The 24,353-nt window shown below is 71.8% G+C and carries 26 protein-coding genes and 2 pseudogenes; 20 read left to right on the forward strand and 8 right to left on the reverse strand.

What is annotated here, in order from left to right; genetic code table 11:
* Positions 1-44: 44 nt before the first annotated feature.
* Positions 45-1,778 carry a DEAD/DEAH box helicase family protein gene (locus A6R01_RS04760; RefSeq protein ID WP_292604059.1) on the reverse strand — a complete coding sequence of 578 codons (1,734 nt, stop codon included), beginning with the start codon at positions 1,776-1,778 and terminating at the stop codon, positions 45-47.
* Between the two features lie 110 nt (positions 1,779-1,888).
* Here A6R01_RS04760 and A6R01_RS04765 point away from each other — a divergent pair, with 110 nt between their 5' ends.
* The 4 genes and pseudogenes from A6R01_RS04765 to A6R01_RS04785 form a co-directional block, all read left to right on the forward strand.
* On the forward strand, positions 1,889-4,579 hold the full coding sequence (locus A6R01_RS04765; protein WP_292604061.1) for a hypothetical protein: 2,691 nt from the start codon (positions 1,889-1,891) through the stop codon (positions 4,577-4,579).
* A complete protein-coding gene (locus tag A6R01_RS04770; protein ID WP_292604063.1) occupies positions 4,576-6,093 on the forward strand; it encodes a hypothetical protein in 1,518 nt (505 codons plus the stop codon). Before A6R01_RS04765 ends, A6R01_RS04770 begins: the two co-directional genes overlap by 4 nt.
* Before the next feature lie 74 nt (positions 6,094-6,167).
* The gene (locus A6R01_RS04775) at positions 6,168-6,659 is read left to right on the forward strand and encodes a hypothetical protein (protein ID WP_292604065.1); all 492 of its coding nucleotides are present in this window, start codon (positions 6,168-6,170) and stop codon (positions 6,657-6,659) included.
* A gap of 9 nt (positions 6,660-6,668) precedes the next feature.
* A pseudogene (locus A6R01_RS04785) lies at positions 6,669-7,538 on the forward strand (hypothetical protein); the annotation flags it as partial.
* 106 nt (positions 7,539-7,644) lie between these two features.
* Here A6R01_RS04785 and A6R01_RS18245 read toward each other — a convergent pair.
* From A6R01_RS18245 to A6R01_RS04795, 3 genes are all read right to left on the reverse strand, one after another.
* Positions 7,645-7,818 carry a DUF429 domain-containing protein gene (locus A6R01_RS18245; protein ID WP_366925089.1) on the reverse strand — a complete coding sequence of 58 codons (174 nt, stop codon included), beginning with the start codon at positions 7,816-7,818 and terminating at the stop codon, positions 7,645-7,647.
* A 114-nt stretch (positions 7,819-7,932) separates the two neighbouring features.
* Positions 7,933-8,313 (reverse strand): PIN domain-containing protein, encoded by a 381-nt coding sequence (locus A6R01_RS04790; protein ID WP_292604067.1) that lies wholly within the window; start codon positions 8,311-8,313, stop codon positions 7,933-7,935.
* On the reverse strand, positions 8,310-8,579 hold the full coding sequence (locus A6R01_RS04795) for a hypothetical protein (protein WP_292604069.1): 270 nt from the start codon (positions 8,577-8,579) through the stop codon (positions 8,310-8,312). Before A6R01_RS04795 ends, A6R01_RS04790 begins: the two co-directional genes overlap by 4 nt.
* Positions 8,580-8,861: 282 nt before the next feature.
* Here A6R01_RS04795 and paaA point away from each other — a divergent pair, with 282 nt between their 5' ends.
* From paaA to paaE, 5 genes are read left to right on the forward strand one after another with little or no spacing between them, the layout of a single operon-like run.
* A complete protein-coding gene (gene paaA / locus A6R01_RS04800; protein WP_292604071.1) occupies positions 8,862-9,836 on the forward strand; it encodes a 1,2-phenylacetyl-CoA epoxidase subunit PaaA in 975 nt (324 codons plus the stop codon).
* A complete protein-coding gene (gene paaB, locus A6R01_RS04805) occupies positions 9,833-10,126 on the forward strand; it encodes a 1,2-phenylacetyl-CoA epoxidase subunit PaaB (protein WP_292604073.1) in 294 nt (97 codons plus the stop codon). The genes paaA and paaB overlap by 4 nt, the downstream gene beginning before the upstream one ends.
* Before the next feature lie 8 nt (positions 10,127-10,134).
* Entirely contained in the window at positions 10,135-11,046 is a 912-nt protein-coding gene (gene paaC / locus A6R01_RS04810; RefSeq protein WP_292604075.1) for a 1,2-phenylacetyl-CoA epoxidase subunit PaaC, read from the forward strand.
* A 5-nt stretch (positions 11,047-11,051) separates the two neighbouring features.
* A complete protein-coding gene (gene paaD, locus A6R01_RS04815) occupies positions 11,052-11,552 on the forward strand; it encodes a 1,2-phenylacetyl-CoA epoxidase subunit PaaD (protein ID WP_292604076.1) in 501 nt (166 codons plus the stop codon).
* Positions 11,552-12,640, forward strand: coding sequence for a 1,2-phenylacetyl-CoA epoxidase subunit PaaE (gene paaE / locus A6R01_RS04820; RefSeq protein ID WP_292604078.1), 1,089 nt, complete (start codon positions 11,552-11,554; stop codon positions 12,638-12,640). Before paaD ends, paaE begins: the two co-directional genes overlap by 1 nt.
* Positions 12,641-12,650: 10 nt before the next feature.
* Here paaE and A6R01_RS04825 read toward each other — a convergent pair whose 3' ends face one another.
* Together A6R01_RS04825 and A6R01_RS04830 are read right to left on the reverse strand one after the other, a co-directional pair.
* On the reverse strand, positions 12,651-13,493 hold the full coding sequence (locus A6R01_RS04825; RefSeq protein WP_292604080.1) for a TIGR03617 family F420-dependent LLM class oxidoreductase: 843 nt from the start codon (positions 13,491-13,493) through the stop codon (positions 12,651-12,653).
* A gap of 72 nt (positions 13,494-13,565) precedes the next feature.
* Complete coding sequence (locus A6R01_RS04830) at positions 13,566-14,147, reverse strand: TetR/AcrR family transcriptional regulator (protein ID WP_292604082.1); 582 nt, start codon at positions 14,145-14,147, stop codon at positions 13,566-13,568.
* Between the two features lie 39 nt (positions 14,148-14,186).
* Between A6R01_RS04830 and A6R01_RS04835 the strand changes: the two genes are divergently transcribed.
* The 6 genes and pseudogenes from A6R01_RS04835 (at position 14,187) to A6R01_RS04855 (ending at position 17,965) form a co-directional block, all read left to right on the forward strand.
* A complete protein-coding gene (locus tag A6R01_RS04835) occupies positions 14,187-14,453 on the forward strand; it encodes a PEP/pyruvate-binding domain-containing protein (RefSeq protein ID WP_292604084.1) in 267 nt (88 codons plus the stop codon).
* A 38-nt stretch (positions 14,454-14,491) separates the two neighbouring features.
* Positions 14,492-14,566: pseudogene (locus A6R01_RS18250) on the forward strand (hypothetical protein); the annotation flags it as partial.
* Between the two features lie 30 nt (positions 14,567-14,596).
* Positions 14,597-14,719, forward strand: coding sequence for a hypothetical protein (locus A6R01_RS04840; protein WP_292604086.1), 123 nt, complete (start codon positions 14,597-14,599; stop codon positions 14,717-14,719).
* Positions 14,720-14,766: 47 nt separating this feature from the next.
* On the forward strand, positions 14,767-16,218 hold the full coding sequence (locus tag A6R01_RS04845) for a hypothetical protein (protein ID WP_292604088.1): 1,452 nt from the start codon (positions 14,767-14,769) through the stop codon (positions 16,216-16,218).
* Between the two features lie 16 nt (positions 16,219-16,234).
* Positions 16,235-17,572 (forward strand): molybdopterin-dependent oxidoreductase, encoded by a 1,338-nt coding sequence (locus A6R01_RS04850; RefSeq protein WP_292604090.1) that lies wholly within the window; start codon positions 16,235-16,237, stop codon positions 17,570-17,572.
* A 9-nt stretch (positions 17,573-17,581) separates the two neighbouring features.
* Positions 17,582-17,965: a nuclear transport factor 2 family protein gene (locus tag A6R01_RS04855; protein WP_292604091.1), complete on the forward strand. Its 384-nt coding sequence runs from the start codon at positions 17,582-17,584 to the stop codon at positions 17,963-17,965.
* Between the two features lie 21 nt (positions 17,966-17,986).
* Here A6R01_RS04855 and A6R01_RS04860 read toward each other — a convergent pair whose 3' ends face one another.
* Complete coding sequence (locus tag A6R01_RS04860; protein WP_292604093.1) at positions 17,987-19,447, reverse strand: HAMP domain-containing sensor histidine kinase; 1,461 nt, start codon at positions 19,445-19,447, stop codon at positions 17,987-17,989.
* Between the two features lie 252 nt (positions 19,448-19,699).
* Between A6R01_RS04860 and A6R01_RS04865 the strand changes: the two genes are divergently transcribed.
* The 5 genes from A6R01_RS04865 (at position 19,700) to A6R01_RS04885 (ending at position 23,545) form a co-directional block, all read left to right on the forward strand.
* Positions 19,700-20,074, forward strand: coding sequence for a hypothetical protein (locus tag A6R01_RS04865; RefSeq protein WP_292604095.1), 375 nt, complete (start codon positions 19,700-19,702; stop codon positions 20,072-20,074).
* Positions 20,071-20,469: a response regulator gene (locus A6R01_RS04870; RefSeq protein ID WP_292604097.1), complete on the forward strand. Its 399-nt coding sequence runs from the start codon at positions 20,071-20,073 to the stop codon at positions 20,467-20,469. Before A6R01_RS04865 ends, A6R01_RS04870 begins: the two co-directional genes overlap by 4 nt.
* 144 nt (positions 20,470-20,613) lie before the next feature.
* Positions 20,614-21,222, forward strand: a complete 609-nt coding sequence (locus A6R01_RS04875) for a DUF4956 domain-containing protein (RefSeq protein ID WP_292604099.1) — start codon at positions 20,614-20,616, stop codon at positions 21,220-21,222.
* A complete protein-coding gene (locus A6R01_RS04880; protein ID WP_292604101.1) occupies positions 21,219-21,992 on the forward strand; it encodes a polyphosphate polymerase domain-containing protein in 774 nt (257 codons plus the stop codon). The genes A6R01_RS04875 and A6R01_RS04880 overlap by 4 nt, the downstream gene beginning before the upstream one ends.
* Entirely contained in the window at positions 21,989-23,545 is a 1,557-nt protein-coding gene (locus A6R01_RS04885; protein ID WP_292604103.1) for a carbohydrate-binding domain-containing protein, read from the forward strand. Before A6R01_RS04880 ends, A6R01_RS04885 begins: the two co-directional genes overlap by 4 nt.
* Positions 23,546-23,575: 30 nt before the next feature.
* Here the strand turns inward: A6R01_RS04885 and A6R01_RS04890 are convergent, their stop codons facing one another.
* Entirely contained in the window at positions 23,576-24,337 is a 762-nt protein-coding gene (locus A6R01_RS04890; protein ID WP_292604105.1) for an SDR family oxidoreductase, read from the reverse strand.
* Positions 24,338-24,353: the final 16 nt, after the last annotated feature.

A 24,353-nucleotide genomic window follows, 5' to 3' on the forward strand; every position in this document is an offset into this window, starting at 1 on the left:
GTTCCTAGACAGCTCCACTCCACACCGGGGAGGCCTTCGTCCATCTACAGATCAGACCGTGTCGTCGCAGGATCTCGACCAACGTGCCTGGGCATCACATCTAGGGACGGCACGTCCACGCCCTCGGAGAGGCAGCGGGCGTTGGTGAGGATGCGACACGACCCCTCCGCAGGCTCCTCGCGCAGCCAGTCGAGCTTGGTGTTGCGCTCGAGGGCGTTGAACGTGCCGTCGACGTGCTGCACGGTGCACGAGAGCGGCAGCTTCCCGCGGTCGTCCTCCAAACCGGTGCTGCGGGCGTAGTGGCTGGTGATGTCTGTGAACAGCGCCTCGACCCGCTTGGAGTCGGCGATGTTGCCCGCGAACGCCACCGCCCGCCGCATCGGGGCGCTGTCAGGGGCGAAGGAGTGCTCTGCCTTGCCGACCTTGGCCAGACCGTTGTAGCAACCGACCAGCTTGGCGGCGTCGTCCAGCTGGATCTCGCTGCTGGAGATCTGCTGCTGGAACGTCCGCGCCACCGACTCCTCGTCCACGGCCAGGACCAGGACCTTGTAGTCGGTCAGCAGGTCACGCTGGACGGCCTCGCCGAACCCGAGGCGGTGCAGCTCGGGGCCGTAGACCTCCTCGTCATCCATCGAGGCCACGACCGCGTTGAGCTCGCCGGCCTTGGTGCGAGACGCGTCGGTGTAGATCCGCGGAGTCGCGGTCATGTAAAGCCGCCGCGCGGCCGGGAGGAACGCGTTGTCGTGGACCTTCACGAACGCCGACTCATCCGCACCCGCCAGCGTGACGCCGGTGGTGCGGTGCGCCTCGTCGCACACGATCAGGTCGAACGGGTCCCGGCCCTGCATCGCCTTCGCGACGACCTCGATGGACTGGTACGTCGAGAACACCACCGTCATCGCGGTCGTCTCAGCCCGAGCCGCATCGAGACGCTCGCGGATGGTGGCGACGTCGGTGGTCGCGGGCAGCGCCAGGTCGACGGTCGCGATGTCCTCGTCGTTGCTCGACCTCCTAGTCGACTTCGCATCCGAGCACACCGCCAGCGGCCGGATCGGAACCTCGGCCTGGGCCACCCACTCCCGCACCGTCTGCGACAGCAGCGAGATCGAGGGGACCAGGAACAGCACCGCCCCACCCGCGCCGACGTTCTGCTCCGCCAGGCGCAGGGAGGTGAAGGTCTTGCCGGTGCCGCACGCCATGATCAGCCGGCCGCGCTCGTGCGCGCCGAAGCCGGCCACGACCTTCTCGATCGCCGTCACCTGGTGGGGGCGCAGCGGGTTCTTCTCTCGCAGCTCCAGCTCGATGGTGGGCTGGGTGGGGTCGAGGAAGTGCCAGTCGACCCGGGAGTGCTCCAGCTCCGAGAGCCCCAGACGACGTACGGGTTTGGCCTGGTCCTTCAACGCCTGCTCGGCGTTGGCGTTCCACTTCTCCGTGGTCGACACGATGATCCGCTCCGCGAACGCGGTCGTGCCCGACGCGGCCAGGAAGCTGTCGATCATCGGCTTGGAGACCGACGTCGTCGGCGCGAAGAACTTGCACTGGATCGCCACCAAGTCACCGGTCGTCCGGTTCTCCGCCACCAGGTCGATGCCGGTGTCGTGCTTGCCCTGGTTGCCCGGCCACTCACCCCACAACCACACGTGGGAGAACTGGTCGGCCCACAACGGGTCCGTGCGCAGGTAGGACTGCACCAACCGCTCGAACTTCGCGCCCTTGTCAGCCTCCGAGAGCGCCGACGCCCTCAAATGGTCGAGCACCTGGTAGATCGACGTCGTCACCGGTCTGTTTCTACCAGTGGCCAGCGTTCGGTAAAGACATTCGGCCGAAGGCGGGGCGCCTGGGCGTGGCGCGACCTAGGCTGCCGCCCAGGAGTCACGGAGGTGCGGCCATGGGTGCCCTGATCGCGGGTGGCGGCAGCGGTGCCGTGGCCTCCTCGGCGCACGCCGGCTGCACCCGCTTCCGGATGACCGACCCGCTGCTGACGGGTCGGAGCCGGCGTACCCTCGCGTCGGCGCTGGGCCACCCCGACGTCGGCGGGAAGATCCCCGACGCGCGCTGGGTGCGGGCGCTGGCCTTCGAGCGGATGGTCCACGACCAGGCATTCGTCTCCGAGCTCCTGACCCGAGCCGTCGGCCTGCTAGAGCTGGAACGCCCCGCAGCCGTGCGGATCCGCTCGGGCGGCGACTCCGTCGACACGACGGCGACGGAGCTCGCCTCCGCACACTTAGCGGCGAAGCACGCGGGCGAGGCGACCATGCTCTTCGGCCTGCGGGTGCCCTTCGTCGAGCTCGCCGACCAGCGCGCCACCGACGTGCGCCCCGACTTCGCGATCGTCGCCTCGCGCACCGACGCCGCCGGTAACCGGGTCGGGTCGTGGCTGGTGATGGGCGACGCTAAGGACTACGAGCGGGTCCGCTCGCGCATCGACGACGGACGGATGCTCAAGGGCTTCCTCCAGGTCGCACTCGGGGCGGAGTCGGCCGCGGAGTGGAGCCGGCTGCCGGCCGGCATGCAGGTCCACCGGTACGGGGCGCTCGCCGTGCCCCGCAACGCCTACCTGCGACCCGAAGCGGTCGTGGAGGACCTGGCCGACCACCGCCGGGAGGTGCGGGCGCGCGTCCACGAGCGCGTGACGGCCTACCGCGCCGCCGGGGAGCAGGCGTTGACGGATGCGGAGCTCGCCGCCCACGTGGCACACCTCGAGGCGGCGTACGACCCGGGGACCTGCTCGACGTGCTCGCTCTTCCGCTACTGCCGCGCCGAGCTGCGCGGGTCCAGCGACCCGACCGCCGTGCTGGTCGAGATCGGGGTGCCGCCCGCCCAGCGCGCAGCCGTGGCCGGCCTCGTCGACGGGACGGGTGTGGCCCCGCCGGCCTCGACTCCGGCCAGTCTCGTCGCCCGGGTCGAGGCGACCATCACGGGGCTGCCGCAGGACACCGGTCGCGCCCGGGTCGACCCCGTCGGGCTGCCGGGGTGCGTCCATGTCGTCGTGGTCAAGTCCGACGCCGCGGCCCTGGGTGTGCACGGGATCGCGGTCCAGCGGCTCGACGGCAGCGGGACCGAGCCGTGGGAGCACCGCGTCTTCGCCCGGACCAACGCCACCGAGACCAGGCACGAGGTCATGCGCCTGCTCGGAGCGCAGGTGCGGGCCGTCCACGCCGCCGGCCACGGGCCGGTGCACCTGGTCGTCCCCGACGCCGCGACCGCCGACGTGCTGGTCTCAATGGCCGACTCCCTGGCGGGCGTCGAGCTCAGCCGGCTGGGGTGGGAGCGGGACCTGGCCGAGGGTCGCGAGGTGCTGACCTTCGACGGTGAGCCGGCGACCATCCCGGCCCCGCTGGACGAGGACGCGAGGACCGCGGTGAGCCTCCTGCTCGAGGATGACCGGGCCCGGGCCTTCGGGCTGCGCCAGGTCACCGTCGACCTGCGCGCGGTGCTGGCCTGCCACGTGGTGCCGGGTGGGCCGGCGTACGACGCGGGGCGTCTGGACTACCTTGTCGCCTGGGCCGAAGCGGACTCGCCGTTGGACCACCGGGCGGTCTCGGACGCGATCGCCGACGGCGAGCACACGCCTGGGGCGCGGCTGTCGAACGCCGTCTCCGACGAGGTGCACGCGGCCGGTCGCCCGGGGGAGAAGGGTGACCCCGCGACGTACGAGAAGCGGGTGTTGGACGCCCTCGAGTACCGCGTCGATGTGCTGCTGCGCGCCGCCGCCGTGCTCGAACGGCTGCCGGTCTCGCGGCTGCGCGACGCCTACCGCTCGCTGGAGTCCGACGCCCAGGAGGTCTGGGGGCGACGGCTGGCTCTGCAGGCTTCGGACCTGGTCCGCTTCTCGCGGACCTACCGCTACTGGCGCAACGCGCAGGTGGAGATGCTCGAGGCTGACCGCAGGTGCCGGGACCAGCTGGGCGCGCTGCTGGACCGGCAGGTGGCGATGGACCGTGCGGTCGACGCGGGGGTCAAGGAGCTCGCCGTCGCGCGCGTCGTGGCCACCGGACCCCTGCGGCTCGAGGTCGCGTCGCGCCGACTGGTCCACGGTTCGAAGGTCGTGCTGCTGCATGGTCCGGCCGGTGCCGCGGTCGAGCAGCCCGGTGTCTCGCTCACCGTCCAGGCGGGCAGCTTCAAGCTGAGCGGCATGTCCCTGGGCGTGCTGTCCGACTCCGAGGACGGACAGCCGGGGCTGGTGTGGTCGTGCACCGTCGAACCGACTCTGTCGGTCGGGGACACGATCGTGGTGGCCGAGGCGGAGTGGCTCGGCGGGACCTACCGGTCCGGTCATGAGATCGCGGTCAAGCGGCCCGGCCGGGACGCGCTCGCTGCACCCAAGAAGGACTGCGACGCGACCTCCTACGCCGCCGACCCGGCGGGTCACGCGTGGTGCTGCCGACCGCACGAGGCAGCCGAGGCCGAGTGGTCCGACTCCATCGCCGAACGGCGGGCGAAGGGCGAGCTGAACCCTCAGGTGTGGCCGCCGGTCGTCGACGAGGAGCGCTTCGACCCTGCGTCCGGGAACGACGGCACGGCGGACCTCGACCCGCCCGCGGTCCCGGACGGACTGACGATGGACGACCTCGAGTGAGCGCCCCCGTCGTGTTCCGGCCCGGAGCGCCGGTACCTGACGACGCCCGCCACCACGGCCAGGCCGTCGCCGCTAACGTCATCGCCTCGGCCGAGGCGACCGCCGCGCTCATGGGCGTGCTCAACGGGGTCGAGTCCTACGACAAGATCCTGCTGCGAGCGGCCGCCGGCGCGGGGAAGTCGGTGGCCCTGGTGCAGATGGTGGGCGAGGCGTTGGCCAACCCCAACTGTCTGCGGGTGGCCGTCACCGCCTTCGCCAACAAGCAGGTCATCCCGCTCGCGCGACGGCTCGGGGCGACGTACGGCGAGGAGAAGGTGTGCCTCTTCGTCTCCGAGAAGTGGTTGCCGAAGCTGCCCGACGGCATCGACGACGATTGCACCGTCGTCACCAAGTCCAAGAACATCCCCGAGAGCGCGCGTGTCGTGCTCGGCGTCTCGCACAAGTTCAAGGTCTTCAACGAGATGAACCGGATGCTCGAGCGACTGGGGGTGGGCGCCAACGGGGAGCGGATCTTCGACGTGCTCTTCGTCGACGAGGCGTGGCAGCTGCCGCTCCACCTCTTCAGCGGGGTCGAGGGATATGCGCCGGTCGCGGTCGGTGTCGGCGACGTCGGGCAGCTGCCGCCGATCGACCCCTCGGAGAACCCGTGGCGCGGCGACCCCGGGTACAACCCGTACCGAGCCTGGCCGACGGCGTACGAGGGACTTCCGACCACCTGCGCCCGCGACCTGCCCGCCGTGTGGCGGCCGACCGCCGAGCAGCTGCCGCTGTGGCGGGCGTTCTACGGCGACTGGGACCGGCTCGACTGCGTGGCCGGCCCCGGCGACCGGACGATCGAGCTGCCCGACCTCCGCGAACCGGCACGCTCTGTCTGGAGCGCCGTCGCCGGTGGTCATGCCACGCTGCTGGAGGTCGAGGGGTTGGCCGAAGCCGAGGCCCCGGACATCGACCAGCCGTTGCTGGACCACCTCGAGACACTGCTCCTCCCGCTGCTGGAGGAGGGCTTCACCGTCGTCGAGCAGACCTACGACAACGACGGCGAGCCGGAGGGGGAGCGCCGCATGCCGTCCGACGCCCCGACCGGCGACCCCCTCATCGTCATCCTGGCCACGCGAAACCAGGCCGTCGACGACGCCACCGACCTCGTGGAGCGTCTCACCGACAAGCTCGGCCTTCCCGAGGGCGTGCTCGTCGCCTCGACCGTCGACTCCTGGCAGGGGCAGACCAACCGCATCACCATCGCCCTGCATCCGCTCTCTGGCGCCGACAAGCTCGACGACTTCAACTCCGCGTTCGGGCGGCTGGCCGTCACCTGCACCCGTGCCACCCACGGCCTGCTCGTGCTCGCCAGGGCTGGTCTCGACGAGCTACTCGACGGCGCGGCGGCTCGCCCAGGTACGCCCGTCGGGGAGCCGGGCACGAGGGCGCTTCCGCGGCAGACGCATCAGCGGATCCTCTCCGCTTTTCAGCGCGGCTGCGTCAGCGTCCGTCAGGAAGCCGGCCCGCCATCATGACGGGGCGTGAGCGAGAACCTGCTCCAGCCCCAACAAGGCGCGTCGCCAGTTGGAGATTCCGGCTTCTTGCGTGGATGAGCTTGTTGGTCGGAGGCGCGCTCCTCTTGGCAGTGGTGGCGCCTGTCGGTCTCCTGGGAGTACCGGGGTGGATCAGGCCAGACTCCGATTCAACGGTCGACGGTTTACCCGACTCGACAAGCATCGACACGGACGGTGACGGCCTTTCGGACGCTGTTGAGGAAGCTGGCTGGACCACGTCGGCCGGAAGGATTCATCGGACGGATCCGACGCTTGGCGATACCGACGGTGACAGGCTGAGCGACGGGGATGAGGCCGGTCTTTGGGTCGAGGACCGGAACGGGCTCCCCGTTCATGTGGGCCTGTCGGACCCCCAAGCTGCCGACACCGACGGCGATGGGCTGAACGACGCTGTCGAGACCGGATGGCCGCCCGCTGCAGGGACGATGCGACTAGTCGCATTCGAGGTCTCGAACCCTCAGGTAGAAGACTCCGACGGTGACGGGATCTGGGACGGCGACGAGCTCTTCCTGGACATGGATCCGTAGGCTGTCGATACAGATGCGGACGGCTTGACTGACGTCGAGGAGCTCGAATTCGGCTCGGATCCGACGTTGTCAGACGCGGACGAGGACGGCCTTGAGGACGCGGTTGAGCGCGACCGGGGTTCCAATCCGCTGTCGTATGACCTAGATGCGAACGAACAGCTGGCGGCGGGCGAGGCGGGGTTCAGGTATGGCGATTGCGTCGAGTGTGCCCTGGACACCGGCCTGCGGCTGGAACAGATCGAGTCACCCGAGTATCTAGCGGGACACCTTGCTAGCGGCGTCGCAGTGTTCGGGGACGTGAGGGACGTCGCTCTCAACTTGTGGAAGCGGGAGTTCGTCTCGGCTGGCATCGCCTCGTTGGGCCTGCTGCCGGCGGTGGGGGATGGGACCAAGGCGGCGTCGCTGCTCACCAAGTTCGCTCAGCGAAGTGATCGAGCTGCAGAGGCTGTTCGTCTGGTCGCCGAGCGGCTCCCTCTGCCCGACTCGGTGAAGAAGAAGGTGTTGGCCGCGCTCCCCACCCGTGTGGGCAGGCTGCCCATGGGGCTGGTCGGCGGGCCAGCGACGTACGTGGTGTACCGGGGGGACGACCACATCGGTATCACCAGCGACTTCGTGCGTCGCCAAGCGCAGCACGCGCGAGCTGGCCGCACGTTCATCCCGGAGCAGTTGCCGGGAGCCAGTGGTCTGTCTCGAGGTGAGGCTCGAGCGATCGAGCAGGCGTGCATCGTCGAAGGAGGGCTCGCCTCCCTGGGTGGGGGCCTACAGAACCGGATCAACAGCATCAGCCCCACCAGGGCCTACTACTCGGCGGCATTGGAGGCTGGCAGAGCGTTGCTGTTCGAGCTCGGGGCCGAGTGCCCCATGACATCAGTGCCATGAGGTGCGCTGCTCGCCTGGCCGAGCACGCGGCAATTCAGGGTCGAACCAGGAGGGCTGTCTGAACCAACTGCCCCGCTGAGCGCCGGCGGAGGGAGGCGCCGTGGAACTAGGTCCAAATCGCGGCCGGCCACCCGTCACCCAGGTCCTCCGGAGGATCCGGGTAGGCGAGCGCGACCCCCGCCGCGTACCGGCTGGCGCTCCAGCACGCAACAGCCGCATCGAGCACGTCATCGACTCCAGCGCTCCTACCCGCCGGGCCGAGGTCGTAGAGAAGTTCCACACCTGCAGACGCCAATCGCGCGCCTCTCTTCCGCGCCGGCCCAGGTCGACTTGGCTGACAGGAGATTCCCTCAGGTGGTTCGCTGATCTTTCCAGCAAGCCGGACGTAACGACCTCAGACGACTCCTAGCCCAAGGGAACGAGCCGCCATCTTCAATCCCTCGTCGAAAGTGGCAATGCGAGCCGAGGTCTGCTCGGCGGTCAGCAACACACAACAGTCGGGCATCTTCGCCCGCGTGTGTGCACGAAGTCGGGCCAGCCGGGTAGCGGCATCGTCGGGTAGAGGTGTGGTCTCAATGCCGAGCGCACGGAGGTCGGCCGACATCTCCTGGTCACGGTTCTCCCGAGCCGCCCGGACGAGTACTTCGGCGGCGTTGATCGGACCGATGGTCATGGGCTCAGTCGGGTGAGTGGCGAATAGGTCCTCTGCCGCCGCGTGGTGGGCGTCGTTCGCATCGAACAGGGCGATCAGCACTGCGGCGTCGAGAGCGATCATTCGGGCCACTCAGCCCGCAGGTCGTCGAGATAGCCGGGCTCGTAGAGGCCGGTGTAGGAGCCGCTGATCCGCTGCATGGCGGTGAGACGGTCGCTACGGCGTTCGGCGATCTCGGGGTCGATGCTCTTGTGGCCTTCTGCGATGAGGCGGCGAAGGAGGCGTGCGGGTTTGTTGCGGTCAGCGGGCCACCTGCGAGCGGCAGCGTGCAGCGCCTCGGAAACCTCAGGTGTTTCGGTGACGGGGTACCGGCGCTTCGTAGTCGGCATGCTCAAAGTGTAACACCTAGCCGTGGTGTCACACCCTGTTCGGCAGCCTTGCCCCGACCGCGAATGCGTCGTGCGAAGCCGTGGCAGTGCCGACGGATGGGGGTCCGCCTTGCGGCGGCGGAAGGACGCGGCGGCAGCGAACACCGCGCTGATACGCGCCGACATCGGCTGGGGCGATCGCCGGACCGTCCCCGTTGCGTCGGGCGAAGGGACATGTCAACATGCATTCCAGACCGTGCGGTCAGTAATTGTCGTCGCGGTCCCCCTTCCCTGGAGGAGCGCATGGCGGGCACGGCGACGGACGAGGAGCTGGAGCGGCACTTCGAGGCGGTGATCGCGCGGCACGACCGGATCGAGCCGCGCGACTGGATGCCCGAGGGCTACCGGAGGACGCTGGTGCGCCAGATCGCCCAGCACGCGCACTCGGAGATCATCGGCATGCAGCCGGAGGGCAACTGGCTGACCCGGGCGCCCTCGCTGCGCCGCAAGGCGGTGCTGCTGGCCAAGGTGCAGGACGAGGCCGGGCACGGGCTCTACCTCTACTCCGCCGCCGAGACGCTCGGGGTCTCCCGGGCCGAGCTGGTCGAGAAGCTGCTCACCGGCCAGCAGAAGTACTCCTCGATCTTCAACTACCCGACGCTCTCGTACGCCGACGTCGGCACGATCGGCTGGCTGGTCGACGGGGCGGCGATCTGCAACCAGGTGCCGCTGTGCCGCACCTCCTACGGTCCCTACGGGCGGGCGATGATCCGCGTCTGCAAGGAGGAGTCCTTCCACCAGCGGCAGGGCTTCGAGCTTCTGATGACGATGATGCGCGGCACCGACGAGCAGCGCGCGATGGTGCAGGAGTCGGTCGACCGCTTCTGGTGGCCGGCGCTGATGATGTTCGGCCCGCCCGACGACGACTCGCCCAACACCGCCCAGTCGATGGCGTGGGGCATCAAGCGCGACACCAACGACGAGCTGCGGCAGAAGTTCGTCGACATGACCGTGCCCCAGGCCGAGGTGCTCGGCGTGACGCTGCCCGACCCGGGGCTCGTCTGGAACGAGGAGCGCGGACACCACGACTTCACCCAGCCCGACTGGGAGGAGCTCCGCGCCGTCATCGGCGGCGAGGGTCCGTGCAACGCCCAGCGGCTGACGCACCGGCAGCGCGCCAACGACGAGGGAGCCTGGGTCAGGGAGGCCGCGACGGCGTACGCCGCCAAGCAGCGGCACGAGCAGCAGGAGCGGCACGAGCAGGAGGCGACGGCATGACCGCACCGCAGGGCGAGTGGCCGCTGTACGAGGTGTTCGTGCGCGGCAAGCGCGGGCTCAACCACGTCCACGTCGGCTCGTTGCACGCGGCCGACGACGCCTCGGCCGTGCGCAACGCCCGCGACGTCTACACCCGCCGCAACGAGGGCGTGAGCATCTGGGTCGTGCGCGCGGACGCGATCACCGCCTCGAGCCCGGACGAGAAGGACCCGCTCTTCGCGCCGGCCGGCGACAAGGTCTACCGGCACCCCACGTTCTACTCCCTGCCCGACGACGTCCCCCACATGTGAGACCGACGATGAGCCACGACGACTCCGTCTACGACGGACTGCTGACAGAGAGCGAGGGCTGGGCCTTCGGGACCTCCTTCGAGGACCCCCTGGCCGGGGTCGACCTCACCGTCCCCGACGGTGTCGACCCCCGCGAGCTCGGTGCCTACGCGCTGCTGCTCGGCGACGACGCCCTGGTGCTGAGCCAGCGGCTGATCGAGTGGTGCAGCAACGCGCCCGACCTCGAGGACGACATCGCGCTGGCCAACATCGCCCTCGACCTCCTCGGTCAGGCCCGGCTGCTGCTGGCCCGCGCCGCGGCCGCCGACCCCGGCCTGGTGCCGGTGCTGCCCGCAGGGTCGCCGGTGCCGCCGGAGGACGCGCTCGCGTTCTTCCGAGACGACCGCGACTTCCGCAACGTGCGGATGGTCGAGGTGCCACCCGGCGACTTCGGCGAGACCATCGCGCGGCTGCTGGTCTTCTCCTGCCACCGACTCGCGCTGCTGCAGCGACTCACCGCCAGCCGCGACCAGGTGCTCGCCGCGATCGCCGCCAAGGGCGTCAAGGAGGTGACCTACCACCGCGACTACGCCGCCCGCTGGTTCGTGACCCTCGCGCAGGGCACCGAGGAGTCCCGTCGCCGGGTGGTCGCCGGGCTGGAGGCCGTGATGGCCTTCCACGACGAGCTCTTCGAGGGGAGTGCCGAGGAGCTGGCTGCCGAGCGCCAGGGCCTCGGCCCCGACCCGCAGTCGCTCGCGGGGGAGGTCGGTGCCGTCGTCGACCAGGTGCTGGCCGTGGCGGAGGTCGAGCGGCCGGTCGTCACGCAGGTCGGTCGCGCGGCAGGCTGCGCCGGCCGCGAGGGTCGGCACACCGAGGCCCTGTCGCGGATGCTCGCCGAGATGCAGGTGGTCGCCCGAGCACACCCCCTGGGGCTGTGGTGAGCGCCGTGGCGCTGCTCGACGCGCGCGAGGTCGCGGCGCAGGTCACCGACCCCGAGATGCCGATGCTCACCCTCGCCGACCTCGGCGTCCTGCGCGAGGTCGACCGGGACGGCGACCGGGTCACGGTGACGATCACCCCGACGTACTCCGGCTGCCCGGCGATGGCCACCATGCGCGACGACCTCGAGCGGGCCCTGCTGCGCGCCGGGTACGCCGAGGTCCACGTCCGGGTGAGCCTGAGCCCCGCGTGGTCCAGCGAATGGATCTCCGAGGCCGGGCGCGAGGCGCTGCGGGCGCACGGACTGTCGGCCCCCGGGCCCGTGGAGCGTGCGGAGGCCGGAGCGCCGGTCGCGCTGACGCTGCTGCACACCCGACGCGCGCTCTGCTGCCCGCGGTGCGGATCCTCCGCGACGGAGCTCGTCTCGGAGTTCGGCGCGACGGCGTGCAAGGCGATGTACCGCTGCACCGCCTGCGCCGAGCCGTTCGAGCACGTCAAGGAGATCTGATGACCGCGCTCGAGGACGAGACCGTCGCCCCTCGCGCCCGCGCCTTCTACCCGTTGACCGTCGCGGCCGTCGAGGCGCTCACCGACGACTCGGTCGCGGTCACCTTCGACGTGCCCGAGGAGCTGCGTGAGCGGTTCGACTTCGCGGCGGGCCAGTCGCTGACGCTGCGACGGATGATCGACGGCCGCGAGCACCGTCGTACCTACTCCATCTGCGCCGCGGTCGGGCAGCCGCCGCGGGTCGGCGTGCGCGAGGTTCCCGGCGGGCTCTTCTCCTCCTGGCTGGTGCGCGAGGTGCGGCCCGGTGACGTCGTCGAGGTCCAGCCGCCCTCGGGCCGCTTCCGCGCCGACCCGGCCGCGGGTGGCCGGCACCTCTGCATCGCAGCCGGGTCCGGGATCACCCCGATGCTGTCGATCGCCTCGTCGGTGCTGGCCCGTCCCGACGCGCGGGTCACGCTGCTCTACGGCAACCGGACGGCGGGCTCGGTGATGTTCGCCGAGGAGCTGGCCGACCTGAAGGACCGGCACCCGACGCAGCTGGAGCTCGTCCACGTCCTGTCGCGGGAGCCGCGGGCCGTCGACCTCTTCTCCGGACGGCTCGACGCCGAGCGGCTGCGTCGCTTGCTGACGGCGCTAGTGCCCCTGGCCGCCGTGGACCACGTCTGGCTGTGCGGCCCGTTCGGCATGGTCGTCGACGCCCGCGCGGTCCTCGCCGACCTGGGGGTCCCCGAGGAGCGGGTGCACGCGGAGCTCTTCTTCGTCGACGAGCCCCCGCCCGAGGTGCGCCACCACGACGAAGTCATCGAGGGCGACGTCAGCCAGGTGACGGTGGTCCTCGACGGCAGGTCGACGACCACACCCATGCCGCGAGGACGCGACCTGCTCGACTCCGCCGCGGCGGCACGCGGCGACGTCCCGTACGCCTGCAAGGGCGGGGTGTGCGGCACCTGCCGCGCCAGGGTCACCGCCGGCGAGGCAGACATGCGCCGCAACTATGCCCTGGACCCCGACGAGGTCGCCCGCGGCTTCGTCCTGACCTGCCAGACCTTCCCGGTCTCCGACGAGCTCACCGTCGACTTCGACGCCTGAGCGCGGAGGATCACGAGCGCAGGGCCTCGGCCAGCGCGCGGATCGTGGAAGTGGGGTGCTGCGTGCCCGGGAAGTAGGCGCACACCCGGTCCGCGACGTCGCCGAAGCGGCGCTTGATCTCCGCGGCGCACTCCTCGGGGGTGCCGACGACCGCGAGCGTGCGCAGCAGGTCGTCGTCGACGAGGTCGATCATCGTCATGATGTCGCCGGTCTTGGACAGGGCGTTCAGCTCGGGCTGCAGGTCGCCCCGGCCCTCGATCTCGAGCACCGAGCGGTACGCCGGCGTCGAGCCGTAGAACGCGAGCAGCCCGCGCACCCCGACGCTGGCCGCCTCGACCTCCTCGGGCGTGGTCCCCATCGCGACGATCGCCTGCGGGAAGATGTCGATGCGCTCGCGACCGGAGATCTCGAGACCCTCCGCCACGGCGACGAGGGTCCGCTCCCGGAAGTGTCGCTCGCTGTGGAACGGCATCACCAGCAGCCCGTCGGCGACCTCCGCGGCGGTTCGGGTCATCAGCGGACCGAGGGCGCCGAGCAGCACCGGGGGGATGCCGTGCGGGTTCGGGCCCGGGACGAACGTGGGTGGCATCAGGGTGTGCTTGGTGAACTCGCCGCGGAAGTCGAGGCGGGTCCCGTCCTGCCAGGCCTGGAGGATCGCCTTCACCGCGAGCACGGTCTCGCGCATGCGCGCGGCCGGGCGGCTCCACTCCGCGCCGTACCTGTTCTCGATGTGCGGCTTGATCTGCGAGCCGAGCCCGAGGCGGAACCGGCCGCCGCTGAGCAGGTGCAGGTCGTAGGCCAGGTTGGCCAGGTGCATCGGGCTGCGCGGCAGCGCGATCGCCACGTTGGTCATCAGGTCGGTCGGCGGTGATCGGTCGTGGTCGCAGCCGTGGACGTGGTCCCGGTCGCAGCGTCGCAGCGGGGGTCATCGCCGGCGCACGCCCTCGACGATGAGGCGGGTCGTGGACTCGACCCAGTCGTCGTCCAAGGCTTCCGGGCCGCGGATGAGGGTCGCCGCCAGGCAGGCGCCGATGGCGAGCTCGAGCAGGTGGAGGACGTCCACGTGGGCGTCGAGCTCGCCGCGGGCCACGGCCCCGGCGACGGTCTCCTGCAGGCCGCGCCACCCGGTGCCCTCGAACCGCTCGAGCACCCGGCGGTTGAGGTCGGGGTCGCCGGCGGCCTCGCCGACCAGGCCGGGGACGGCCAGCCGCGCCAGCGGCGAGGTCAGCATCCGGGCGGTGCGCCGCACCAGCCCCGAGACGTCGGTGGCCAGGTCGCCCGACGCGACCGGGGCCTCGGTGTCCTCGCCCCGGAACACGGCCTCGTGGACCAGGTGCGCCTTGGTCGGCCACCGGCGGTAGACGGCCGGGCGCGACGTCCCCGCCCGGGTCGCCACCGCGGCGAGCGTCAGGTCGGCGTACCCGACCTCGAGCAGCAGCGCTGCCGCGGCGTCGAGCGCTGCGGCGTCGATGCGCGCGTCGCGCGGTCGTCCCTGCTCGTTGGTCATGGCTCTTCCCATCAACGTGACAAGCGTAACGTAAGTGGTATGACGCACGTCACGAGTCGACTGGTCGAGCTCGGCAGCATCGAGGACGCACGGTACGGCGGCAAGGCCTGGGGCCTGGCCCGACTCGAGCGCGCGGGCTTCCGGGTCCCACCCGCCTTCGTCCTCGCTGACGTCGACCCCGACGACCTGCCGGCAGGCCTGCGCGAACGGCTCGACGCCATGCCGGGGCGGGTCGCCGTCCGGTCCTCGGCGACGGGTGAGGACGGTGCGGCAGCGTCGTTTGCCGGACAGTACGAGTTGAGCTGATCCAGCCGGTCGCCGGGGAGTCGCTGTACGCCGAGTTCCTGGCCGAGCACCCGGCCGGCGCGCTGCACCACGTCGCCTTCGAGACCGAGAACCTGGCCGCCTCGGTCGCGGACGCCGGGCTGCCCGTGCTGTCGGAGGGGTCGATGAGCGGCGGGCTGATGCGCTTCGCGTACCTCGACGGGTCGGCGCACGGGGTGCCGTTCGTCGAGCTGCTGTGGCTGTCGGAGGAGATGCGGGAGATCTTCGCGGCGATGCGCCGCGGATGAGCGCGGGATCGAGCCCGGGTGACGACCGTCACCGCTAGTCTCCAGCGATGCAGACCGTCTCCCGTCCCGCCGTACGCCGACTGCTGCTCGCCGCCGCGTCCTTGGCGCTGGCAGCGGGGACGCTCAGCGTCGCCGGCCTCGGCACCGCCGCCGACGTCGAGCCGCGCCCCACGCCGCAGGCGCGGTGCCAGGGCGCGAGGGACCTGCCCGAGACCGACATCCAGGGCAGGGTCCCGCTGGCCGACTACGTGTCGGGGCGGGCGGCGCAGGGCTACCGGTGCAACGCGGCGCAGGTCGCCCACCACGGCACCTCGGGCGGCTTCAAGGTCGAGCGCTACACCGACCGGCAGGGCCGCACGTGTGCCTACTACGACTCCACCCTGCTCTTCCCGCGCGACGTCCTGTTCAACGCGGTCGAGGGGTTGGGCGTGATCGCCCTCGACATGACAGACCCGCGCAACCCCGTGCAGACAGCCACGCTGACCTCGCCGGCGATGCTGAGCCCCCACGAGTCGCTGCTGGTCAACAAGAAGCGCGGCATCCTCGCCGCCGTGCTCGGCAACCCGGCCACCAACCTCGGCATCGTCGACCTCTACGACGTCGGCACCGACTGCCGCTCGCCCGAGCTGCTCTCCTCGACCCGCTCGGCCGCCTTCGGTCACGAGAGCGGCTTCGCCCGCGACGGCCGCACCTTCTGGGTCGCCGGCACCACGGGCGGCAACCTCACCGCCGTCGACATCAGCGACCCGCGCGAGCCGGTGCAGGTCTTCGAGCAGACCGGCGTCCGCTACCACGGGCTGCGGCTCTCCCGGGACGGTCGCACGATGTACGTCGCGGTGACGGGCGGGTCGGAAGGAGCGATGAGCACCGCCGGGCTGAGGGTCCTCGACGTCTCCCAGGTGCAGGACCGTCGGCCCGAACCCGACGTCGAGGTCGTCTCCGACCTCACGTGGAAGACGGTCTCGATCCCGCAGTCGGCCGAGCCGTTCACCCGGCGCGGCCGCGACTACCTCCTGGAGACCGACGAGTACGCCGACTACCAGGGTGACCGGGAGATCGGCGCCGCGCGGATCATCGACATCGAGGACCCGAAGCGGCCGAAGGTCGTCTCCGACATCCGCCTGGCCGTGCACGAGGCCGGCTTCGGCAGCGGCGAGCAGGCGCTCGACCCCGGCGCACTGATCCCCGTGCAGGGCTACGCCTCGCACTACTGCTCGGTGCCCTACGTCAAGAACCCCAAGATCGTCGCCTGCTCGATGATCCTGTCCGGCCTGCGCATCTTCGACATCTCCGACCTGAAGCGACCGCGCGAGATCGCCTACTTCAACCGGCCGGTCCTGCCCGGCAGTGGGACGCTGCAGCCGACCGCGCTCGGGGCGTTCGCGATGGCGCGGCCGGCCTGGGACGTCAAGCGCCGTCATGTCTGGTACTCCGACGGCAACTCCGGCTTCTACGTCGTCGCGCTGCGCGGGCCGGCTCGGAAGCTGCTGCGCCGCTGACCGCTAGCGTCACGGCATGCGACCCCTCCCTCTCGCGCACGCCGCCCGGTCCCTGGCTGCCGTCGGGCTGGTCGAGCTGGCGCTGGCCGCCCGCGGCCGCAGCGTGCTGGACGACCTGGGCGAGGTCGTCATCGACCACTCGCCGCTGCCGCTGGTCGAGCTGGGCGTGCAACTGATGGGCACCACCGACAAGCCGCTGCTGCGGCTGCAGTCGCTCGCTGCCCTCGTCGCGAGCGGCACCGTGCTGGGGGCCCGGGCCGCCCCCGGCCACGGTCGCGTGAGTCGGCGTACGACGACGCTGGGCGTGGCCGGCGTCGCCGCCCTGGCCGCGGCGCGGGTCGTGCTCGCCCGGCAGCAGCCGCAGGTCCGCGCCGAGCTGGCGCGACCTTCCGCCGCGGTGTCCGACGGCGCCGATGCCTGGGACGCTTCACCAATGGTCACGCCGGTGGAGGACTTCTACGTCACCGACGTGACGATGCGTGCGCCCGTCGTCGACGCCGCCGCGTGGCGGCTGGAGGTGGAGGCGGCCGACGGGGCCCGCGCGGTGGTGGACGCCGACCGGCTGGCCGGGCTGGACCTCCAGGAGCGCCAGGCGCTCCTCGCGTGCGTCCACAACCGTCCCGGCTGGGACCGGCTGGGGCAGCAGTCCTGGACCGGTCTCCCCCTGCCCGACCTGCTGGCGGCCCTCGGGCTGCCGGTGCCCGACGCCGAGGACGAGTCGCTCGACCTGGTGATGGAGGGAGCCGACGGGCTGGTGATGACACTGCCGTGGCCCGAGGTCGTGGTGCGGCGCTCCTGGCTCGTGACCGGCATGGGCGGACGCCCGCTCACGGCCTCCCACGGGCACCCGGCGCGCGTGCTGACCGCCGGCCTCCCGGGGCAGTACGGCGGGCCCAAGTGGGTCACCGCGTTGCGGCTGCGCCCCGCGGGGTCGGTCACCGCCTCCTGGGTCGCCCGGGGCTGGCCGCGCGGACCGGTCGTGGTGCCGCTCATGGCGCGCATCGACTCCCTCGGCACGGTCGGCATGCCGCCGCGGCTGCCCCTGCGCGCGGTGCGGGTGGGGTCGCGCGACGGGGTGAGCGGCGTCGCCTGGGCCCCCGCCCACGGCGGTGTCGCCGGTGTCGACCTGCGCGTCGACGACGGCCCCTGGGTGGCCGCCGAGCTGGCCGGCGACCTCGGTCCGGACTCCTGGCGCCGGTGGCGCGCACCGCTGGACCTGCCGCCCGGCACCCACGAGCTCGCCGTCCGGTGCCGCGCGGGCGACGGGACCGTCCAGGCCGGCACCGGCCGACCGCCGTACCCCTCCGGTGCCGACGGGTTCCACCGGGTGCAGGTGAAGGTCGCTCGGGCCTAGGGTCGCTCCGTGGAGACTCCCCGCACCGTCCAGGCCTGGCACGCCCTCGCCGACACCCGCGACCCTGCCGGGCTCGACGCCCTCCTGCACGAGGACTGCGTCTTCCGCTCGCCCGCGGTGCACGCCCCGCAGGTCGGCAAGGAGCTGACCACGGCCTACCTCTCGGCCGCACTGGTCGTGCTCGGCCCGACGCTGGCCTACCAGCGTGAGTGGTACGCCGAGGACTCGGCGGTCCTGCAGTTCACCGCCGACCTCGACGGCGTCGTGGTCGAGGGCGTCGACATGATGACCTGGGCCGAGGACGGGCGGATCACCGAGTTCACCGTGATGGTGCGTCCGGTCAAGGGGCTCCACACACTCATGGAGAAGATGGCCGCCCAGCTGTTCGGGTGACGGGGTCCGTGTCGGGACGTCTCAGTCGCCCGGTGCCTGCAGCACCAGCTCGAAGCAGCTCCCGCTGGGGGAGTCGGACAGTCGCAGGTCCCCGCCGTTGGCCAGCGCGAGGGCGCGGCTGATGTGCAGGCCCAGGCCGCGGCCGGAGACCGCGTCGGCGGTGTCGGGGTGGCGGGTACGCCGGCGGAACACCTGGTCGCGGAAGTCCTCGGGGATCCCCGGGCCGTCGTCCTGGACGGCGATCACGACCTGGCGTGCACCGTCGGGGGTCGCGACGACGCGGGTCGCGCCTCCGGCGTACTTCGTGGCGTTGCCGAGCAGGTTGGCCAGCACCTGGTCGAGGTGACCCGGCTGGATGAGCGCGACCAGCTCCTCGGGACAGTGGACGTCGGGCTGGGCACCGCCGGGCTGTGCCGCAGCGGCCGCGCGCAGGTGGGGGAGGAGCGCCGTGGGCTCGGGTCGGGCGGTGAGGCCGCCGGGGTTGGTTTCGACGAGCGAGACGATGTCACGCAGCACGCCACCGATCTGGTCGGCGTTGCGCTGCACGACCCGGACCGCCGGCAGTGCCTCGTCGAGGTCGCCCTCCTCGAGGGCGTCGGTGGCGATCTCGGCGTACCCGGTCACCGACGCCAGCGGGTTGCCCACCTCGTGCGCGAGCATGCCCATCAGGTCGCTCTTGAACTCGCTGACCGCCTCGAGCTGGCGGTTGGTCTCGACGAGCTCGGCGGCCATCGCGGCGTTCTCCCGCAGTGGCTCCACGAGCACCGCGCGCTGCATCAGCGCGTAGAGCGGACCGAAGAGCAGCACGAACCACGGTCCGGCCGTCCACACCGCCGCCATCAGGCCGCCGGTGAGCACGACCCCGGCCTCGCCGACGTGGTAGCCCCGGCTGGTGAGCTGGGCCCGCAGCCACTGCTCGTCCTCCGCGTGGTTGAGCCAGGCGGACCCGGCGAACAGCAGGTGCTCGACCACGAGGAACACCAGTGCCGCGAGGACGAGCGTCGCCAGGCCCTCGCCACCGTCGCCGGCCATCCAGTTCGGCAGCCCGCCGAGCACCCAGCGCGGCACCAGCGAGGCGGCGCACCCGGCGAGGACCAGGAACCCCGCCGAGCCCAACCACTTCCACAGCGGCACCCGCAGCCCACGCCAGCGCGCGTGCGCGTAGGTGAGGGGTACGACGACGAGCAGCCATGCCGTGGGCAGCACCATCGCGCAGGCGAACGCCCACGCCGACAGCGCCTTGTGCGGCTGCTGCGCCACCGACAGCCCGCCGACCAGGACCCGGCCGATCTCCACGTTGAGCGCCGACATCGCGATCAGCACCAGGCAGGTGAACCAGTCCGGGGGTGTCATGTCGACCAGGCGGGCCTCCGCCCAGGGGCCCGTCAGCAGCAGCGGCAACGCCAGGGCCACCACGCCGGCTGCGACCAGGTAGACCTGCTCGCGGCGCGGGGCATCGCCGAACGAGAGGGGCGTCGTCACGGCGGCCCCCTTCCCTGGCGGTGGACACCCGTCCGTGGCGTCGCGGCGACCGCGTCCTCAGGTTAGGTGCTGCCGAGGCGGCCGCGCGGCAGAACGGTCGGCCAGGGCCGCCGCGGGAGCGGGGCCGGGACCTCCGACCCATGAAGGGGTACGGGCGTCAAGGTTCGATGGAATTGCGCTGGACCAGATGGCGAGGACGACGGTCACGGCGGATGATGGAGAGTCCCACCCGTCCCGAGCCCAGGAGCACCGATGATCCTCGCCGACATCCCGATCCCTGACCTCGAGCTCGAGGCGCACGACGGGATCGACGTGCCGCACGACCTGGTGGCGCTCTCCGAACCGCTGGAGCCGGGGCAGATGCTGCTGCTGCGCACGCTGGACGGCGTGCACCGCTGCGCCGAGGTGGTGGGGTTGGACTTCACCGAGAACGAGACGATCTACCAGCTGACCTACGGCGCCCCGATGACGCCGGAGATCGCCGCCGCCGTGGCCCGGCCCCCGCGCTCGGCCCTGCGGCACTGGGTCGACGACATCGATGTCGAGGTGCTCCTCGGCGAGCTGGCCGCCGCGGCCCGCCGCACGGCCACGACGTCACAGGTCGCCGGTCCCGAGTCGTCATGGTGAGCACCGGACGCCTCCTGGTCGCCGAGCGGGATCCTGAGCTGCTCCAGCTGATGGTCCCGGTCCTGCGCCTGGCAGGGCACCGCGTCACCGCCGCCCGCGACGGTCTCCAGGCGCTCGGTCTGTGGCGCAACCAACCCTTCGACCTGGTGATCCTCGACATGGTGCTGCCGCGACTGACCGGCCTCGAGGTCCTGCACGAGATGCGCGCCGACACCGGGCGCACGCAATCGGCGGTCGTCATGCTCTCCTCGCTGACCTCCCGCGAGGAGGTGCGCACAGGCCTCATGGCCGGGGCCGACGAGGTGCTGGCCGTGCCCTTCACGGTGCAAGCCCTGCGCACGCGGGTCGAGGAGCTGCTGGCCGAGCGGGCCCTGGTGGGAGCCGCTCCCTCCTGATCGGCGGATCGCTCGCGGCCGCGACCCTGTGCACGTGGGCGCGCTGAGGTCACAGACGGCTCACAGCCTGTGCCCGGGGCCGGCACATGCTGACCCGGCTAGATGGTGCGTGTTCACCTGCCGTCCATCCGGGAGCCACTCCTCATGCCGTCCTACGTCGCCCACCTGGCCGACCTCGTCGCCGTCAGCGTCCTGGTCTTCGGCCTCTTCCTACCCCGCCACCGTCGTCCCGAGCTCGTCGTCGCCTACCTCACCACCAACGTCGGGGTCCTCGCCGTCGCCTCGGCCTTGACCACCAGCACCGTCGGCGCCGGCCTCGGGCTCGGCCTGTTCGGCATCCTGTCGATCATCCGACTCCGCTCCGAGGAGCTGGCCCAGCACGAGATCGCCTACTACTTCGCGGCCCTGACCCTCGGCCTGCTCGGCGGTCTCGGCACCGGGACCGAGGCCCTGGACCTGGGCCTGATGGCCGCGGTCGTCGCCGTGGTCGCGATCGGCGACCACCACCGCATCGCGCCCCGCTCTCGCAGCCAGCACGTGCTGCTCGATCGGGCGCACCCACGCGAGACCACGCTGCGCGCCCACCTCGCCGGGCTGCTCGAGGGCGAGGTCGTGGCGGTGCGCGTGATCAAGCTCGACCTCGTCAACGACACCACGCTGGTCGACGTCCGGTGGCGACCCTCCGAAGCCCCCGGCACCGACCCGAACGGGCCTGGCAGCCCGCGCGCCGCGGCCCTGGAGGCCGTCCGATGAGCGCGCTCGCGATGGAGCCGCTGGCCGACCTGGCGCCGGTCGCTCTCGCCGACCTCGTCGAGGAGGCTGCGCTGCTGGCGCGGGTCGACCGGAAGTACGTCGTGCCCGTCGCCGCGCTCGACGAGCTGCTGACCGCCCTGCCGCAGGGAACGCGGGTGCTGGAGATCGAGGGGCGGCGCCGGTTCGGGTACCGCTCGACGTACCTCGACACCCCCGACCTGGCCAGCTTTCACAGCTCCGGCCGGTCCCAGCGCACCCGCTGGAAGGTGCGGACCCGCGACTACCTCGACACCGGGGGTCGCTGGCTCGAGGTCAAGACCCGCGGTGCACGCGGCGCCACGCTGAAGCAGCGCGTGGCGATCGCCGGGGACGGCCTCACCGACGACGCGGCCGCCCTGGTCGACGCCGCCGTCGGCGACGGGACCGCACGCGCACTGCGATCGGTGCTGACCACGACGTACGGCCGGACCACGCTGCTGCTCCCGGGAGCCGCCGCCCGCGTCACGATCGACACCGACCTGACCTGGACCTCCCCGGCAGGGGGCTCCATGCGACCCCCGGGCCTGGCCGTCGTCGAGACCAAGACCGGCTCGACCCCCTCGGCCGTCGACCGGTTGCTGTGGCAGCGCGGCTTCCGCCCCGTCCGGCTCTCCAAGTACGGCGCCGGGCTGGCCGCCCTGGACCCGACCCTCCCGCGGCGCAAGTGGCACGACGCCCTGGCCCGCCACCTCCACCTCCCGACCACCTCCGACCACAGGAGCACCCGATGACCATGACCACCGCACCCCTGCGCCGCCGGATCGCCGCGGCCGCCTCGACCCTGCTGCTCGTCGGCCTCGGCGCCTGCTCGGCGACCGACGCGACCAGCGACACCGAGGCTGCCACCACCGTCTCCGGCTCGACCGGCACTACGGCCGTCGACACCTCGTCGGTCGCCAGCGGCGTACCGACCCTCGACGACACCCACGCCGACGACAACGACCTCGAGTGGGACGCCGCGGACGCGACGGTCGTCTCGCTCGAGGACGGCGGCAGCGCCGTCGACGGCTCCGGAGCGGAGGTCGACGGCGACGTCGTCTCGATCAGCGCGCCCGGGACCTACCTGCTGTCGGGAACGCTGACCGACGGCCAGGTCGTCGTGGACAGCGACGCCGACGGCAAGGTCGTGCTCGTCCTCGACGGCGTCGACCTCACCTCCGCCTCCAGCTCGCCCCTCGTGATCACCGCGGCCGACGAGGCCGTGGTCGTGCTCGCCGACGGGTCGGACAACACCCTCTCCGACGCCGCGGCGTCGGCCGCCGACGACGAGGAGGAGGACGCCCCCAACGCCACGTTGTTCTCGATGGCCGACCTCACCATCGGCGGCGAGGGATCCCTGACCGTGCACGGCCTGAGCAACGACGCCATCACCAGCAAGGACGGACTGGTGATCCTCGGCGGCGTCCTCACCGTCGACGCGGTCGACGACGGGATCCGCGGCAAGGACTACCTCGTCGTCGAGGACGGCACGATCGACGTCGAGGCCGGTGGCGACGGGCTCAAGGCCGACAACGAGGACGTCAACGAGCCCGGCTGGATCCTCGTCGACGGCGGCGACCTGACCGTGACCGCCGGCTCGGACGGCGCCGACGCGGTCGGGGCGGTCTACGTCGTCGACGGCGAGCTCGACGTCCCCGCGTCCGAGGAGGGCCTCGAGGCCATGCTGATCCGCATCACCGGCGGCTCGGTCTCGATCACCGCCTCCGACGACGGGCTCAACGCGACCGCCGGGACCGCCGACGGCGGGACCGAGCAGGTCGAGGACGGGGTGCTGCTCGACGTCACCGGCGGGACGGTCCAAGTGTGGGCCGGCTCCGACGGCATCGACTCCAACGGCCAGGCCAGCATCACCGGCGGCACCGTGGTGGTCTCCAGCGCCGCGGCCATGGGCGGCAACGGGGTCTTCGACGTCAACGGTGCCTTCGAGTCGCCGGGCGTCGTCGCGCTGACGAGTGCTGTCAGCGCCGGCGAGCGTGTCAGCCTCGTGGACGACTCCGGCACGGTCGTGGCCACGTTCGTCGCCACCGCCGACGGCACCCCGACCGTCGCGGCCGCGGACCTGGTCAGCGGGTCGGCGTACGAGGTGTGGACCGGGGCAGCCGACGGCGCCGCCGACTCCACCGACGGGCTGACGCAGGTCGGCAGTGTCACCGCGAGCGATGCGTCCGTGGCCGGTGGCCCGGGTGGCTTCGGTGGTGGCCCCGGCGGTGGCTCCGGCGGCCCCGGTGGTGAGCGCGGGGGTCCGCCGCCGAGCGTCGAGGCCTCGCAGGGCACCCAGAGCTGAGCGACCGTCGGCACTGCCGGAGAGGATGGCTCAGGGGTTGGTCGGGATGTGCATGACAGTGCCGCCGTCGACGGTGAACTCCGAGCCGGTGCAGAAGGTCGACTCGTCGCTGGCCAGGAAGACGACCACGCCCGCGACCTCCTCGACGGTGCCGGGGCGACCCAGTGGGATCGGGATCAGGTCGGGCGGCATCTGGTCGGTGGCCGGGGTGCTGATCCGTCCGGGGTGGACGGAGTTGGCACGGATGCCGTGCGGGGCGAGCTCCATCGCCACCGATTTGGTGAGCCCGGTCAGGCCCCACTTCGAGGCGACGTACCCGTGCGCCCAGGGCGTCCCCCGCAAGCCCTCGATGGAGGAGGTGTTGATGATCGAGCCGCCGCCCGAGGCGATCATCGCGTCGGCCGCCGCGCGGCAGCCGAGGAAGGCGCCGGTCAGGTTGACGTCGAGCATCTGCTGCCACAGCTCGCGCTTGTAGCGCTGCAGCTGGCCGCCGTTGAAGATGCCGGCGTTGTTGAACAGCACGGTGAGCGAGCCGTAGGTCGCGGTCGTGGTCTCGACCGCCGCCCGCCACTGGTCGTCGTCGGTGACGTCGAGGTGGACGTACGACGCCGAGCCGACGCGCGTGGCGTTCAGCTCGTCGGCGAGGGCCTGCCCCTCCTCGTCGAGCACGTCACCGATGACGACCGAGGCGCCCTCGGCGACCAGCATCCTCGCGGTGGCGCCACCGATGTTGCGCGCGCCGCCACTGATCAGCGCGACCTTGCCCTGTACTCGACCCTCGGCACGTCCCATGGGAGCGAAAGTAGCG

The sequence above is a fragment of the Nocardioides sp. REDSEA-S30_B4 genome (assembly GCF_001627265.1).
GTDB lineage: Bacteria > Actinomycetota > Actinomycetes > Propionibacteriales > Nocardioidaceae > Nocardioides.

Coding starts and splice junctions, on each gene's coding strand:
- paaA (WP_292604071.1), top strand. CDS start 8,862: ATGGCGGGCACGGCGACGGACGAGGAGCTGGAGCGGCACTTCGAGGCG.
- A6R01_RS04830 (WP_292604082.1), bottom strand. CDS start 14,147: ATGACCAACGAGCAGGGACGACCGCGCGACGCGCGCATCGACGCCGCA.
- A6R01_RS04885 (WP_292604103.1), top strand. CDS start 21,989: ATGACCATGACCACCGCACCCCTGCGCCGCCGGATCGCCGCGGCCGCC.
- A6R01_RS04875 (WP_292604099.1), top strand. CDS start 20,614: ATGCCGTCCTACGTCGCCCACCTGGCCGACCTCGTCGCCGTCAGCGTC.
- A6R01_RS04865 (WP_292604095.1), top strand. CDS start 19,700: ATGATCCTCGCCGACATCCCGATCCCTGACCTCGAGCTCGAGGCGCAC.
- A6R01_RS04825 (WP_292604080.1), bottom strand. CDS start 13,493: ATGACCAACGTGGCGATCGCGCTGCCGCGCAGCCCGATGCACCTGGCC.
- A6R01_RS04890 (WP_292604105.1), bottom strand. CDS start 24,337: ATGGGACGTGCCGAGGGTCGAGTACAGGGCAAGGTCGCGCTGATCAGT.
- A6R01_RS04840 (WP_292604086.1), top strand. CDS start 14,597: ATGAGCGGCGGGCTGATGCGCTTCGCGTACCTCGACGGGTCGGCGCAC.
- A6R01_RS04845 (WP_292604088.1), top strand. CDS start 14,767: ATGCAGACCGTCTCCCGTCCCGCCGTACGCCGACTGCTGCTCGCCGCC.
- paaE (WP_292604078.1), top strand. CDS start 11,552: ATGACCGCGCTCGAGGACGAGACCGTCGCCCCTCGCGCCCGCGCCTTC.
- A6R01_RS04835 (WP_292604084.1), top strand. CDS start 14,187: ATGACGCACGTCACGAGTCGACTGGTCGAGCTCGGCAGCATCGAGGAC.
- A6R01_RS04880 (WP_292604101.1), top strand. CDS start 21,219: ATGAGCGCGCTCGCGATGGAGCCGCTGGCCGACCTGGCGCCGGTCGCT.
- paaB (WP_292604073.1), top strand. CDS start 9,833: ATGACCGCACCGCAGGGCGAGTGGCCGCTGTACGAGGTGTTCGTGCGC.
- A6R01_RS04795 (WP_292604069.1), bottom strand. CDS start 8,579: ATGCCGACTACGAAGCGCCGGTACCCCGTCACCGAAACACCTGAGGTT.
- A6R01_RS04775 (WP_292604065.1), top strand. CDS start 6,168: ATGAGCTTGTTGGTCGGAGGCGCGCTCCTCTTGGCAGTGGTGGCGCCT.
- A6R01_RS04850 (WP_292604090.1), top strand. CDS start 16,235: ATGCGACCCCTCCCTCTCGCGCACGCCGCCCGGTCCCTGGCTGCCGTC.
- A6R01_RS04790 (WP_292604067.1), bottom strand. CDS start 8,313: ATGATCGCTCTCGACGCCGCAGTGCTGATCGCCCTGTTCGATGCGAAC.
- A6R01_RS04765 (WP_292604061.1), top strand. CDS start 1,889: ATGGGTGCCCTGATCGCGGGTGGCGGCAGCGGTGCCGTGGCCTCCTCG.
- paaC (WP_292604075.1), top strand. CDS start 10,135: ATGAGCCACGACGACTCCGTCTACGACGGACTGCTGACAGAGAGCGAG.